Here is a 13,625-nt window from a genome sequence, read left to right as displayed (position 1 = left end):
GTACGGACATGCTGCGCGTCGTCATCGCCGAGGACTCGGTCCTGCTCCGGGAGGGCCTGACCCGGCTGCTCACCGACCGCGGTCTGGAGGTGGTGGCCGGCGTCGGCGACGGGGCGGCGCTGATCAAGGCCGTCCACGACCTGGCGGCCGCCGACGCGCTGCCCGACGTGGTGGTCTCCGACGTGCGGATGCCACCGACCCACACCGACGAGGGCGTGCGGGCCTGCGTGGAGCTGCGGGCGAGCTACCCGCAGCTCGGCGTGCTGGTGCTCTCGCAGTTCGTCGAGCAGCAGTACGCCTCCGAGCTGCTGGCCGGCTCGACCCGCGGGGTGGGCTACCTGCTCAAGGACCGGGTGGCCGAGGTGCGCGAGTTCGTCGACGCGGTGGTCCGGGTGGCCGGCGGCGGCACCGCGCTGGACCCCGAGGTGGTCCAGCAGCTGCTCAGCCGCAGCCGCAAGGGCGACGTGCTGGCCGGGCTGACCCCGCGCGAGCGCACCGTGCTCGCCCTGATGGCCGAGGGCCGCACCAACGCCGCGGTGGCCAAGCAGCTGGTGGTCTCGGACGGCGCGGTGGAGAAGCACGTGAGCAACATCTTCCTGAAGCTGGGCCTGAGCCAGAGCTCCGAGGACCACCGTCGGGTGCTCGCGGTGCTCACCTACCTGAACTCCTGAGCCGCCCGCCCCTCGATCTCCGGGATCCCGCCCGCCCCGCTCCCGCCCCGCCTGCCGTGGTGTCCGGTGCCCGGCCGGCGGGACTCCTGTTCGGCCAATGGGACGGAAGGAAATAGCCGGGCCCGTCGGCTTGCTCTAGTTACAGCCCAGCGATTCGCCACCCGCATAGGATGCGATCGGTGCACCAGGCGGACGGGGCACACGGCTCACGCCCGCGGCTGGTACCCCTGAGGGAGGTCCGCGGCAGTGACCAGCGAGGTCGATCAGGCAGAAGCAGTGGGCGACGGCCCGGAGGGCCGATCGGGCCCGGGTGCGCCGCGGCGCTCCAAGCCGGTCCGGCGGCTGGACCGGGTGATCATTCGCTTCGCGGGGGACTCCGGCGACGGTATGCAGCTCACGGGGGACCGGTTCACCTCCGAGACGGCCTCCTTCGGGAACGACCTGTCCACGCTGCCGAACTTCCCGGCCGAGATCCGGGCGCCCGCCGGCACCCTGCCGGGCGTCTCCAGTTTCCAGCTGCACTTCGCCGACCACGACATCCTCACCCCGGGGGACGCGCCGAACGTCCTGGTGGCGATGAACCCGGCCGCCCTCAAGGCCAACCTGCCCGACCTGCCGCGCGGCGCGGAGATCATCGTGGACGCGGACGAGTTCACCAAGCGCGCGCTGGCCAAGGTGGGCTACGGCGCCGACCCGCTGGCCGACGGCTCGCTCGGCGCCTTCCACCTGCACAAGGTCCCGCTGACCACGCTCACCCTCGAGGCGCTCAAGGACAGCGGGCTGGCCCGCAAGGACGCCGAGCGGGCCAAGAACATGTTCGCGCTCGGGCTGCTCTCCTGGATGTACCACCGGCCGACCCTGGGCACCGAGTCCTTCCTGCGTACCAAGTTCGCCAAGAAGCCGGCCATCGCGGAAGCCAACATCACCGCCTTCAAGGCCGGCTGGAACTTCGGCGAGACCACCGAGGACTTCGCGGTCTCCTACGAGGTCCCGCCGGCCAAGCTGCCCGCGGGCCGCTACCGCAACATCTCCGGCAACCTGGCCCTGTCCTACGGTCTGATCGCGGCCGGGCAGCGCTCGGGGCTGCCGATCTTCCTCGGCTCCTACCCGATCACCCCGGCCTCCGACATCCTGCACGAGCTCTCCCGGCACAAGAACTTCGGCGTGCGGACCTTCCAGGCCGAGGACGAGATCGCCGGCATCGGGGCCGCGCTCGGCGCGGCCTTCGGCGGCGCGCTCGGCGTGACCACCACCTCCGGGCCGGGCGTGGCGCTCAAGTCGGAGACCATCGGGCTGGCCGTCTCGCTCGAACTGCCGCTGCTGGTCGTGGACATCCAGCGCGGCGGCCCCTCCACCGGGCTGCCCACCAAGACCGAGCAGGCCGACCTGCTGCAGGCGATGTTCGGCCGCAACGGCGAGGCGCCGGTGCCGATCGTGGCGCCGGCCACCCCGGCCGAGTGCTTCGACGCGGCGCTGGAGGCGGCCCGGATCGCGGTCACCTACCGCACCCCGGTGCTGCTCCTGTCGGACGGCTACCTGGCCAACGGCTCGGAGCCCTGGCGGATCCCGGAGATCGACGAACTGCCCGAGATCAAACCGGACTTCGCCACCGGCCCGAACACCGAGGAGGGGGAGTTCTGGCCGTACAAGCGCGATCCGCACACGCTGGCCCGTCCCTGGGCGCTGCCCGGCACCCCCGGCCTCGAACACCGGATCGGCGGCATCGAGAAGCAGGACGGCACCGGCAACATCTCCTACGACCCGGCCAACCACGACCTGATGGTGCGCACCCGGCAGGCCAAGGTGGACGGCGTCGCGGTACCGCCCCTGGTGGTGGACGACCCGGGGATCGAGGCCGGCGACAGGGCCGGGGTGCTGGTGATCGGCTGGGGCTCGACCTACGGGCCGATCACCGCCGCGGTGCGCCGGGTGCGCGCCGACGGCGGCCGGGTGGCCCAGGCGCACCTGCGCAACCTCAACCCGTTCCCCGCCAACCTCGGCGCGGTGCTGGCGAGTTATGACAAGGTGATCGTGCCCGAGATGAACCTCGGACAGCTCGCCCTACTGTTGCGCGGCAAGTACCTCATCGACGCCCAGTCCTACAACCAGGTCCGCGGACTGCCCTTCAAGGCAGCGCAGTTGGCCGATGTACTGTGGGCGGCGATCGGCACGCTGGACGGGAGCGAGGAACGATGAACGAGCAGCGCTTCCCCTCACTGAACCTGGTCCCCAAGGCCGAAGCGCCCCAGAGCGCCAAGGACTTCAAGACCGACCAGGAGGTGCGCTGGTGCCCGGGCTGCGGTGACTACGCGATCCTGGCCGCGGTGCAGGCCTTCATGCCCGAACTCGGCATCCGCCGCGAGAACACCGTCTTCGTCTCCGGCATCGGCTGCTCCTCGCGCTTCCCGTACTACATGAACACCTACGGCATGCACTCGATCCACGGGCGCGCCCCGGCCATCGCCACCGGACTCGCCGCCTCCCGGCAGGACCTGAGCGTCTGGGTGGTCACCGGGGACGGCGACGCGCTCTCGATCGGCGGCAACCACCTGATCCACGCGCTGCGCCGCAACGTCAACCTCAAGATCCTGCTCTTCAACAACCGGATCTACGGCCTGACCAAGGGTCAGTACTCGCCCACCTCGGAGCGCGGGAAGATCACCAAGTCGACGCCGATGGGCTCGCTGGACGCACCGTTCAACCCGCTCTCGCTGGCCCTGGGCGCCGAGGCCACCTTCGTGGCCCGCACCATCGACTCGGACCGCAAGCACCTGCAGTCGGTGCTGCGCGCGGCCGCCGAGCACGAGGGCACCGCGCTGGTGGAGATCTACCAGAACTGCAACATCTTCAACGACGGTGCCTTCGAGATCCTCAAGGACGCGGCCTCCGCCGAGCGCGCGCTGATCCGGCTCGAGCACGGGCAGCCGATCCGCTTCGCCGACCAGGGCGTCTTCCGCGGCCCGGACGGCGAGCTGACCTGCGCCGAGGTGACGGCGGCCAACGAGGCACGGCTGCTGGTGCACGACGCGCACGCGCCGAGCCCGGTGACCGCCTTCGCGCTCTCCCGCCTCGCCGACGCCGACACCCTGCACCACACGCCGATCGGCGTGCTGCGCAGCGTGCGCCGGCCCGTCTACGACACCCTGATGGCCGAGCAGCTGGCCGCCGCGGTGGACCAGGGCGGCGAGGGCGACCTGGCCGCCCTGCTGGCCGGCCGGGACACCTGGACGGTCGCCTAGATCCCACCTGGGCGGTCGGTCCCTCGGGGCCGGGGGATCGGCCGCCCAGGTGTTCCACCGGCCGCCGTCCGGGTGATCCGTCGCCGCCGTGCGGGTGGTTGCCCGGGCCGGGGGCGGCTGGCAGCCTGGAGAGGTGATCACCACCGCGGACGCCCAGGACCAGGCCGACCCGTTCCTCACCCACCGCCGGCTGCTCTTCGCCGCCGCCTACCGGATGCTGGGCAGCGTCGCCGACACCGAGGACGTGCTGCAGGACGCCTGGCTCAAGTGGGCCGCGGTCGACCAGGGCGCGGTGCAGCAGCCCAAGGCGTACCTGGTGCGGGTGGTCACCAACCTGGCGCTCAACCGCCTCACCTCCGCGCAGGCCCGCCGCGAGTCCTACGTCGGCCCCTGGCTGCCGGAGCCGGTGCTCACCGAGCCGGACGCGGCCGAGCGCGCGGAGCTGACCGACTCGGTCTCGATGGCGATGCTGGTGGTGCTGGAGACGCTCAGCCCGCTGGAGCGGGCGGTCTTCGTGCTGCGCGAGGTCTTCGGCTACTCGCACGCCGAGATCGCCGGGACGCTGGAGCGCAGCGAGGCCTCGATCCGGCAGACCGCGCACCGCGCCAAGGCCCACGTGCAGGCCCGCCGGCCGCGCTTCGACGCCGACCCGGCGCAGCGGCGGCAGGTCACCGAGCGGTTCCTGGCGGCCTGCGCCACCGGCGAGGCCCGCGCCGTGATGGAGCTGCTCGCGCCCGAGGTGATCGCCTGGTCGGACGGCGGCGGCGTGGTCCGGGCCGCGCGGCGCCCGCTGTACGGGCCCGACCACGTGGCGCGCTGGCTGCTGGGCGTGCTGGCCAAGCCGGACGCGCAGGGGATGACGGCGAGCTTCGAGTGGATCAACGGGGAGCAGAGCCTGCTGTTCACGGTCGGCGACACCACGCTCGGGGTGCTCTGCCTGGAGGTGCGCGAGGGCCGGATCCAGGCCCTGCGCGCCCAGCTCAACCCGCACAAGCTGGCCGGCGTACGCCCCGGCGCGCCCGTGTCATGAGCTAACGACGGTTACGGAGATGACAGCTCCCTCCTCGGCCCGCTACGGTCAGCTCGACCGCGTGGCAGCCGGAGGAGAGGGCCCTCATGCCGAGAGAAACCCGCAGCGAGGCCGGACGAGGACTCTGGTACGGACTGGCCGCCTACGGGATGTGGGGCCTGTTCCCGCTCTTCTGGCCGCTGCTGGAACCCAGCGCCGCCACCGAGATCCTGGCCAACCGCATGCTCTGGTCGCTGGTGGCGGCGGTGGCGATCCTGGGCGTGCGGCGCCACTGGTCCTGGCTGCGGCCGCTGCTGCGCCAGCCGCGCCGGGTCGCGCTGAGCGGGCTGGCCGGGTTCGTGGTGGCGATCAACTGGGGCGTCTACATCTGGGGCGTGAACTCCGGCCACGTGGTCGAGACCAGCCTCGGCTACTTCATCAACCCGCTGGTCACCATCGCCTTCGGCGTGCTGCTGCTGGGCGAGCGGCTGCGCACCGCGCAGTGGGCGGCGGTGGGCATCGGCGCGCTGGCCGTGGTGGTGCTGACCGTCGGCTACGGCCGGCTGCCCTGGATCGCGCTCACGCTGGCCTTCAGCTTCGCCGTCTACGGCCTGCTGAAGAAGAAGGTCGCGCTCGGCGGGCTGGAGAGCTTCGCGCTCGAGGCGGCGTTCCTCTTCCCCTTCGCACTCGGCTACCTGGTCTACCTCGCCGCCACCGGGCAGTCCACCTTCCTGAACCACGGCGGCGGGCACGCCGGGCTGCTGGTGCTCACCGGGCCGATCACCGCGATCCCGCTGCTCTGCTTCGGCGCCTCGGCGATCCGGCTGCCGCTCTCCACCATCGGCCTGATGCAGTACCTGGCGCCGGTCTTCCAGTTCCTGATCGGCATCGTCTACTTCCACGAGTCGATGCCGCCGGCGCGCTGGGCGGGGTTCGCGCTGGTCTGGTGCGCCCTGCTGGCCCTCAGCTGGGACGCGCTGCGCCGGCTGCGCGCCGACCGCGCCGCCGGCCCGCTCACCGAGGCACCGGGACCGATCCCGGGACCGATCCCGGAACCGATCCCGGAACCGACCCCGCCCGTGACGCCGACCCCGCCGCCGGCCGCCACCGCCAGCCGCTGACGGGCGCCGCCGCCGCGGCTCGTCCGCTCGCCGGCCGGGAACCGGTGCCGTCCGGGGGCTGATGCCCGGTCAGTGCGGCGGCGTAGGCTCGGCCGGACGCCACCGTCGAGCCGCCTGGGGGAACCGTGCTGACCGTCGTCGCCTTCCTGCTCGGCGCGGTGAGCGCCGCCCTGGTCACGGTGCTGGTCATGCAGCGCCAGCACGCCGCGACCGTCCGGCAGGCGGCGGCCTCGGCCGCGCGGGTGGAGCGGGCGGTCGGCGAGATGGCCGAACTCCTCGCGCAGCTGCGCTCGCGCGGCGGCGCCCCGGTGGCGTCGCCCGCGGAGAGCCCGAAGCCGACCGCGCGACCGCGGCCCGCTCCGAAGCCGAAGCCGGCCGCCAAGGCGAAGCCGGTCGCGCAACCGAAGCCGGTCGCGCAACCGAAGTCGAAGCCGAAGCCGGTGCCGCAGGACGCCCCGCCAGCCAGGCCCGCCGCGCTCGCCGTGCCGGCGGGCACCCGCGAGCGGGCCGTGCTCTTCGCCTCGCTCCACTCGGCCCTGCGCGAGCTGGAGCGCAGCCGGGCCGCCGCACCGGCCCCCGTCGCCCTGCTGAAGCCCACGGCCGCCGTCCCGGTCCCGGCCCGCTCGCCGGCTCTGTCGGCGGCGCTCTCGGGGGCGCTGTCCGGCACCGCTGACGACCTGCCCCGGCTGCTGCCGCCCACCGGCCCGAACGACGCGGTCGGTGCGGTGCCGGTCCCGGGCCCCGACGAGCGCTTCCACTTCGCGGCCGCCTACCAGGGCGAACAGACCGAGGAGTTCCCGATCGAGTGGCCCGAGCCGGGCGCGGTCGCGGTGGCCCTGGCCATGGCCCAGACGTCGGACTCCCATCTGACCATCATCCCGATGACCCGCACCCGCAGCCGGGTCCAGACCCACGCGCGGCTGCTGTCCGTCTGGTCCGGCGACCAGGTCGTCCGCGGGCTGGGCGTGCTGACCCGGGACATGACCCACCTCAAGGTGGAGGCGCACGGCGGCGACAGCCGGTGGTCGGTGCGGCTGCTCGGTCCCTCGGACCTCGACGAGTTGCTGGACGAGCGCGACGGTCTGGGGGGCATCGTCCTGGCCGTCCGGCCCGCGGGCCCCCGGGAGGTGGCCGTGCACGCCAGCGGCGGCTCCTGGAGCCTCCACTTCGTCTGCGGCTGCTGGCAGGCCGAGGACTGCGCCTGCGCCGGCCCGGGCGCGCCGTGGGTGGCGAGGTCGGTCCACGGGTACGGCGAGGCCCTGGAGGTGCTCGCGGTCCCGCGCCCGGGCCTGCTGGTCCTGGAGGGCCTGGAGATGGACGAGCCGTGGACCCTGCGGCTGCGGCCGGCCGACGACTGAGCCGGCCGACGACTGAGCGACGCGGCCGGCCTCAGGGCCCCTAGGCGGTGATGTCCCGGCTGGTGAACCGGGCCCAGGCGGCCGAGCCGAAGATCGCCACGTAGAGCGCCTGCAGGCCCAGGTTCTGCCAGACCCCGTCCCAGTACATCGGCTGGCGCAGCAGGTCGGCGAAGGTCAGCCAGTGGTGGGTGAAGAGGTAGGGCTGGATGCTGTGCAGCTGCGGGAAGCTGTCCAGCACCTGGACGATGATCACCAGGCCGACCGTGCTCGCCATCGCGGCGATGCCGCTGCCGGTCAGGGTGGAGATGAACAGGCCGATCGCGACCAGCCCGGAGAGCGAGAGCGCCACCACCCCGGAGATCAGCAGCACGCGCAGCAGCGCCGAGCCCAGGCCGATGGTGTCGCCGGAGAGCAGCGTCACGTCGCCCACCGGGAAGAGGATCGACCCGGCGATCAGCGCCGACAGCGACACCGCCAGCGTCGCGGCCAGGCAGAAGGCCATCGCCGCCGCGAACTTGGCGGCCAGCAGCCGGCTGCGTCCGGCCGGGGCGACCAGCAGGTAGCGCAGCGTCCCGGTGGCGGCCTCGCCGGCCACCGAGTCACCGGCCACCACGCCCACCGTCATCGGCAGGAAGACCGGCAGCGAGGCGGCCAACGCGGTGAAGGTCAGGAAGACGCCGTTCTGGGTCACCTGCGCGAGGAACGCCGGGCCGCCGTCCCCGCCGCCGTGCAGGCCGCCGGTCTCGATCTTCACCACCACGCCGATCAGCACCGGCACGGCGGCCAGCACGCCCAGCAGCGCCAGCGTGCGCATCCGGCGGAAGGTCAGCACCAGCTCGCTGACGAACAGCGCCAGGTACCCGGCGACGCCGGCCTGCCGCGGTCCGGAGACCGGCACCGGCACCGGTACCGCCGAGGCGGCCGAGCCCGGTGTGCCCACGCCCCCCACCGCGGCCGCGGGGGCCTCAACCTGCGACATCGAATCCCTCCCCGGTCAGCGCCACGAAGGCGTCCTCCAATGTGCCGCGCTCCACGCCGAACCCGCGCACCCGCACGCCCGCCTCGACCAGCGCGGCGCAGAGCCGGGGCAGCCGTTCCTCGTCCCAGCCGCCGGCCGCACCGGCCGCCGCGGATCCCTCGGGGGCACCGTCGGCGGCGGCGAGCTCGCCGTCCACCCGGCCCTCGGCGATCCGCAGGTCCGTCACCCGGTGCCCGGCCAGCACGGCGGCCGCCTCGGCGGTGTCCGGCGTGCGGACCACCAGCCGGCCCTGGGCCCGGGCGGCCAGCTCGGCGACCGTGCCCTGCACCACCAGCCGGCCCTTGGACATCACGGCCGCGTGCGTGCAGACCTGCTCGATCTCGTCCAGCAGGTGGGAGGAGAGGAAGACGGTGGTGCCCTCGGCGGCCACCGCGCGCACCAGCGCCCGGATCTCCCGCATGCCCTGCGGGTCCAGCCCGTTGGTGGGCTCGTCCAGCACGAGCAGCTCGCGCGGCTGGAGCAGGGCCGAGGCCAGGCCCAGGCGCTGCTTCATGCCCAGCGAGTACGCCCGCGCCTTCTTGCCGGCCGCCGCGCTCAGCCCGACCCGGTCCAGCGCCTGCGCCACCCGGCTCGCCCGGGTGCGGGGGTCGGAGGTGGGGTCGGCCGCGTCGTAGCGGACCAGGTTGTCGCGTCCGGAGAGGAACCCGTACAGCGCCGGGCCCTCGATCAGCGCGCCGACCCGGGGCAGCACGCTGCCCACCGACTGCGGCATCGGGGCGCCCAGCACGGTGGCCACCCCCGAGGTGGGGGCGATCAGGCCCATCAGCATCCGGATGGTGGTGGTCTTGCCGGAGCCGTTGGGGCCCAGGAAGCCGAAGACGCTGCCGCGCGGGACGGTCAGGTCCAGCCCGTCCACGGCCAGCTGGCCGCCGGCGAAGCGCTTGGTCAGGCCCTTGGTGCGGATCACCGGAGGGGCGCCGACGGGGGCCGGGTCCGCCGTGGCGTCCCGACCCCCCGCGACGGTCTCCAGCAGGGGAGACTGAGCCACTACTTCACCCCGGCCGCACTCTGCAGCACCGGCAGGGTGACCGCGCCGGCGAAGACCCGGCCGTCGTCGGTGACCAGCACGTTCAGCACCTTGGTGCTGATCAGCGTGCCGCCGGCCACCGGCTTGCCGAGCGACTTGACCAGGGCCGAGGCGCTGGGCATGCCCTGGTGGCGGCCCTTCTGGCCCTGGGCGGTGTTCCCCGACGCGGTGGCGCCGGAGTCGGCGGGCAACCGGAAGGAGAGCACGGTGTTCCAGTCCGAGCCGATGACCTGCGGGGCGTCCTGCCCCTGCGGGTGCTGCTGGCCCTGCTGCCCCTGCTGCTTCTCCGCGTCGCCCGGCTGGTCCTTGGCGCTCTGCTCGACCACCTTCGCGCCCTTGGGCGCGGTGAAGTCGAAGGTCTTGGCGTCCGGCTTGGCGAACGAGACGGAGCTGAAGTGGACGTCCAGCACGGTCGAGCCGCCGGTCGCGGTGGCCACCACGGCCAGCGGGGTGCCGGTGGCGGAGTCGATCGCGATCCGCACCTCGCCGATCGTCGAGCCGGACCGGGCGGGCTTGACGCTCAGCTGGTAGGCGCTGCGTCCGGCGACCGTGGTGGTGCCGGCCACCGTGACCTGCGAGGTGCCCGCACTGGCGGTCAGGAACCGCTGCGCGGCCTCCTCGGGGGTGGTCGGCAGGTCGGTCAGCGGGTGCTTCGGCTGCTGGGCGCGGGAGCCGCCCTGCGGGGCCGTCAGGTGCACGGCCTGGTTGCTGGCGCTGTCCCAGGCCCAGAGCTGGTCGCCGTTGTGGATGAGGTCGTACTCGGCCAACGGCTCGACCAGCGCGATCCGCTGGTGCTCCGGCCCGTCCGCCGAGACGCGCAGGGTGTGGTCGCCGGCCAGCAGCTGGGCGAGCTTGGCCTGCGGGTCGGCCGAGGCCGAGCCCTGCTGCCTGGCCTGCCCGCTGCCGCCGGCCTGGCCCGCGCTGCCCGCCACCCCGGCGGCCCCGCCGCCGCGCCCCGCCAGGTCCAGCAGCTGCGCGGGGACGCCGAGGTCGGTGGAGACCTGGACGGTGCCGCTGAGCGTCTGGGTGGTGGTGCCGAGCGCCTTGGCGACCAGCTGCTGGGCCGTCAGCTGCGGCAGCTCGGGCGCCGTGCCGTCGTTGGCCAGCGCCGGCACCAGGCCCACGCCCAGCGCGGCGACGGCGGCGATCGCCACCGGAACCAGCACCCGTGCGGCCGTGCGGCGCCCCGCTCGGTAGACCTGGCCGTCCTGCTCGTCGTCGAACCCTGCGTACTGTGTCATCGCCCGCTCAGCCCCTCCGTGGATTACCGGCTCGTGGCATCCATTAGAGCCCCGCGTGCCCTGGTGGGGCATCGCCCGGCAGGGCCAAAACCTCGTACATCTCTCGATGCAGACGACCCTGATACGGCCTCAGGGTTCCCGGGGCGACCGGTCGTCCTGCTGGCGTAGGGTCGGCGCATGGACGCCACGCGACCCCCAGCGCCGACCGCCGCCCCCGCGCCGGCCGCCGCCGCGCCCGCCGCCGTCGTGCCCCCCGCCCGTGCGGACCAACCGCCGACCGCCAACGCCATGCGTCGTGCCCTGCACCGGGCCCGCGAGGGCGTGGCGTTGGACACCGCCGAGGCCGCCGTGCTGCTCCAGGCGCGTGGCGAGGACCTGCGGGACCTGTGCGCGACGGCGGCCCGGATCCGCGACGCCGGGCTCGCCGCGGTCGGGCGCACCGGGGTCGTCACGTACTCCCGCAAGGTGTTCGTGCCGCTCACCCGGCTCTGCCGCGACCGCTGCCACTACTGCACCTTCGTCACCGTCCCCGGCAAGCTCCGGCGGGCCGGGCACGAGATGTTCATGACGCCCGACCAGGTGCTGGCGATCGCCCGCCAGGGCGCGGCGATGGGCTGCAAGGAGGTGCTCTTCACGCTCGGCGACCGGCCCGAGGACCGCTGGCCCGAGGCCCGCGAGTGGCTGGACGCGCACGGCTACGACGACACCATCGCCTACCTGCGGGCGATGTCGATCCGGGTGCTGGAGGAGACCGGGCTGCTGCCGCACGTGAACCCGGGGGTGATGACCTGGACCGAGTTCCAGCGGATGAAGCCGGTCTCCCCCTCCATGGGGATGATGCTGGAGACCACCGCCACCCGCCTGTGGTCCGAGCCCGGCGGCCCGCACCACGGCTCGCCCGACAAGGACCCGGCGGTGCGGCTGCGGGCGCTGGAGGACGCCGGGCGCAGCGCCGTCCCGTTCACCACCGGGCTGCTGATCGGCATCGGCGAGACCTTCGAGGAGCGGGCCGAGTCGCTCTTCGCGATCCGCGCGGTGGCCCGGCGCTACCAGGGCATCCAGGAAGTGATCATCCAGAACTTCCGGGCCAAGCCGGACACCGTGATGCAGTCGCGGCCGGACGCGGAGCTCGCGGACCTGGCGGCCACCATCGCCGTGGCGCGGGTGGTGTTCGGGCCCGCCGCGCGGCTGCAGGCGCCGCCGAACCTGGTGGACCGGCAGTACCGGATGATGATCGAGGCGGGGATCGACGACTGGGGCGGGGTCTCCCCGCTGACCGCCGACCACGTCAACCCGGAGCGGCCGTGGCCGCAGATCGAGGAGCTGGCGGCGCAGAGTGCGGCGGCCGGGTTCGAGCTGCGGGAGCGGCTGACGGTCTATCCGGAGTTCCTGCTGCGCGGCGAGCCGTGGCTGGACCCGCGGCTGCTGCCGCACGTCAACGCGCTGGCTGATCCGGTGACGGGGATGGCCCGCGAGGACGCGCCGCTGGTGGGCCGGCCCTGGCAGGAGCCGGAGGACCTGCCGGCGGCGGGGGGCCGCACCGATCTGCACCGCACCATCGACACCGAGGGGCGCACGGGGGACCGGCGGGCGGACTTCGAGGAGGTGTACGGGGACTGGGAGGCGCTGCGGGAGCAGGCGGGGGCGATGTCGGTCAGCGCGCTGTCAGATGACAGATTTCAGATTCTGTCATCTGATATCCGTCAAGCACTGTCGGTCGCCGCGAACGACCCCACCCGACTGACGGACGAGCAGGCCCTCGCCCTCTTCCACGCGGACGGCCCGGCCCTGGACGCGCTCTGCGCCATCGCCGACGACGTCCGCCGCGACGCGGTGGGGGACACCGTCACCTACTGCGTCACCCGGAACATCAACTTCACCAACGTCTGCTACACCGGCTGCCGCTTCTGCGCCTTCGCCCAGCGCCGCACCGACGCCGACGCCTACACCCTCTCGCTCGGCCAGGTCGCCGACCGGGCCGCCCAGGCCTGGGATGTCGGCGCCACCGAGGTCTGCATGCAGGGCGGCATCCACCCCGACCTGCCCGGCACCGCCTACTTCGACATCGCGCGAGCGGTGAAGGAACGGGTCCCGGGCATCCACGTGCACGCCTTCTCGCCGATGGAGGTGGTCAACGGCGCCACCCGCACCGGCCTGTCGATCCGCGAGTGGCTGACGGCGGCCAAGGAGGCGGGCCTGGACACCATCCCCGGCACGGCCGCCGAGATCCTGGACGACGAGGTCCGCTGGGTGCTCACCAAGGGCAAGCTGCCGGCCGACACCTGGGTCGAGGTGGTCAGCACGGCCCACGAGCTGGGCATCCGCTCCTCGTCCACCATGATGTACGGCCACGTGGACAACCCGGCGCACTGGCTGGCGCACCTGCGCCTGCTCGCCGAGATCCAGCAACGCACCGGCGGCTTCACGGAGTTCGTCACGCTGCCGTTCATCCACACCAACGCGCCGGTCTACCTGGCCGGGATCGCCCGCCCGGGCCCCACGGCCCGCGACAACCGCGCGGTGATCGCGATGGCCCGACTGCTGCTGCACACCCACATCCCCAACATCCAGACCAGTTGGGTGAAGCTGGGCGCCGAGGGCGCGGCCCGGATGCTGCGCAGCGGCGCGAACGACCTGGGCGGCACGCTGATGGAGGAGACCATCTCCCGGATGGCGGGCTCGGCGTACGGCAGCTACAAGTCGGTGAAGGACCTGGAGGCCATCGCCGAGTCGGTGGGCCGCCCCGCCCGCCAGCGCACCACGACCTACGGCGAGGTCAGCGAGGAACGCCGCGCCGCGGCACTGGCCTCCGACGGCCACCTCCCGGAACTGCTCCCGGTGTTGGAGTAGCCCGCTCCGCGTTCACGCCTCCGCTGTTAAAGAAATACTCCCGTTCCGTTCAAAGCCCTGCCAACTACGC

Annotated in this window: 10 protein-coding genes; 7 read left to right on the top strand and 3 right to left on the bottom strand. The window is 73.4% G+C overall.

From position 1 onward, the window contains the following. Positions 1-11 precede the first annotated feature (11 nt). The 6 genes from ABD323_RS03700 to ABD323_RS03675 all read left to right on the top strand — a co-directional run bounded on the left by ABD323_RS03700 (position 12) and on the right by ABD323_RS03675 (position 7,398). Entirely contained in the window at positions 12-671 is a 660-nt protein-coding gene (locus ABD323_RS03700; RefSeq protein WP_344439241.1) for a response regulator, read from the top strand. Between the two features lie 246 nt (positions 672-917). Then, a complete protein-coding gene (locus ABD323_RS03695) occupies positions 918-2,867 on the top strand; it encodes a 2-oxoacid:acceptor oxidoreductase subunit alpha (RefSeq protein ID WP_425555848.1) in 1,950 nt (649 codons plus the stop codon). Next, on the top strand, positions 2,864-3,910 hold the full coding sequence (locus tag ABD323_RS03690) for a 2-oxoacid:ferredoxin oxidoreductase subunit beta (protein ID WP_344439046.1): 1,047 nt from the start codon (positions 2,864-2,866) through the stop codon (positions 3,908-3,910). Before ABD323_RS03695 ends, ABD323_RS03690 begins: the two co-directional genes overlap by 4 nt. 133 nt (positions 3,911-4,043) lie before the next feature. Further along, positions 4,044-4,940, top strand: a complete 897-nt coding sequence (locus ABD323_RS03685) for an RNA polymerase sigma-70 factor (RefSeq protein ID WP_344439043.1) — start codon at positions 4,044-4,046, stop codon at positions 4,938-4,940. A gap of 86 nt (positions 4,941-5,026) precedes the next feature. Then, the gene (gene rarD / locus ABD323_RS03680; RefSeq protein WP_344439040.1) at positions 5,027-6,040 is read left to right on the top strand and encodes an EamA family transporter RarD; all 1,014 of its coding nucleotides are present in this window, start codon (positions 5,027-5,029) and stop codon (positions 6,038-6,040) included. Positions 6,041-6,165: 125 nt separating this feature from the next. Further along, positions 6,166-7,398 (top strand): hypothetical protein, encoded by a 1,233-nt coding sequence (locus ABD323_RS03675; RefSeq protein WP_344439037.1) that lies wholly within the window; start codon positions 6,166-6,168, stop codon positions 7,396-7,398. A 40-nt stretch (positions 7,399-7,438) separates the two neighbouring features. Here the strand turns inward: ABD323_RS03675 and ABD323_RS03670 are convergent, their stop codons facing one another. Genes ABD323_RS03670 through ABD323_RS03660 form a run of 3 tightly spaced genes read right to left on the bottom strand, consistent with a single transcriptional unit; the run spans position 7,439 to position 10,705 of the window. Further along, the gene (locus tag ABD323_RS03670) at positions 7,439-8,377 is read right to left on the bottom strand and encodes an ABC transporter permease (protein WP_344439035.1); all 939 of its coding nucleotides are present in this window, start codon (positions 8,375-8,377) and stop codon (positions 7,439-7,441) included. Beyond that, on the bottom strand, positions 8,364-9,410 hold the full coding sequence (locus ABD323_RS03665; protein WP_425555852.1) for an ABC transporter ATP-binding protein: 1,047 nt from the start codon (positions 9,408-9,410) through the stop codon (positions 8,364-8,366). The genes ABD323_RS03670 and ABD323_RS03665 overlap by 14 nt, the downstream gene beginning before the upstream one ends. A 14-nt stretch (positions 9,411-9,424) precedes the next feature. Beyond that, a complete protein-coding gene (locus ABD323_RS03660) occupies positions 9,425-10,705 on the bottom strand; it encodes a LolA family protein (protein ID WP_344439033.1) in 1,281 nt (426 codons plus the stop codon). 177 nt (positions 10,706-10,882) lie between these two features. On the opposite strand from ABD323_RS03660, the gene ABD323_RS03655 reads away from it, so the two are divergent. After that, positions 10,883-13,555, top strand: a complete 2,673-nt coding sequence (locus ABD323_RS03655; RefSeq protein ID WP_344439030.1) for a bifunctional FO biosynthesis protein CofGH — start codon at positions 10,883-10,885, stop codon at positions 13,553-13,555. Positions 13,556-13,625: the final 70 nt, after the last annotated feature.

The sequence above is a fragment of the Kitasatospora nipponensis genome, assembly GCF_039528135.1.
Classification (GTDB): domain Bacteria; phylum Actinomycetota; class Actinomycetes; order Streptomycetales; family Streptomycetaceae; genus Kitasatospora; species Kitasatospora nipponensis.
This window is presented reverse-complemented; position numbering and strand designations above follow the sequence as displayed.

Coding starts and splice junctions, on each gene's coding strand:
- ABD323_RS03655 (WP_344439030.1), top strand. CDS start 10,883: ATGGACGCCACGCGACCCCCAGCGCCGACCGCCGCCCCCGCGCCGGCC.
- ABD323_RS03670 (WP_344439035.1), bottom strand. CDS start 8,377: ATGTCGCAGGTTGAGGCCCCCGCGGCCGCGGTGGGGGGCGTGGGCACA.
- ABD323_RS03690 (WP_344439046.1), top strand. CDS start 2,864: ATGAACGAGCAGCGCTTCCCCTCACTGAACCTGGTCCCCAAGGCCGAA.
- ABD323_RS03660 (WP_344439033.1), bottom strand. CDS start 10,705: ATGACACAGTACGCAGGGTTCGACGACGAGCAGGACGGCCAGGTCTAC.
- rarD (WP_344439040.1), top strand. CDS start 5,027: ATGCCGAGAGAAACCCGCAGCGAGGCCGGACGAGGACTCTGGTACGGA.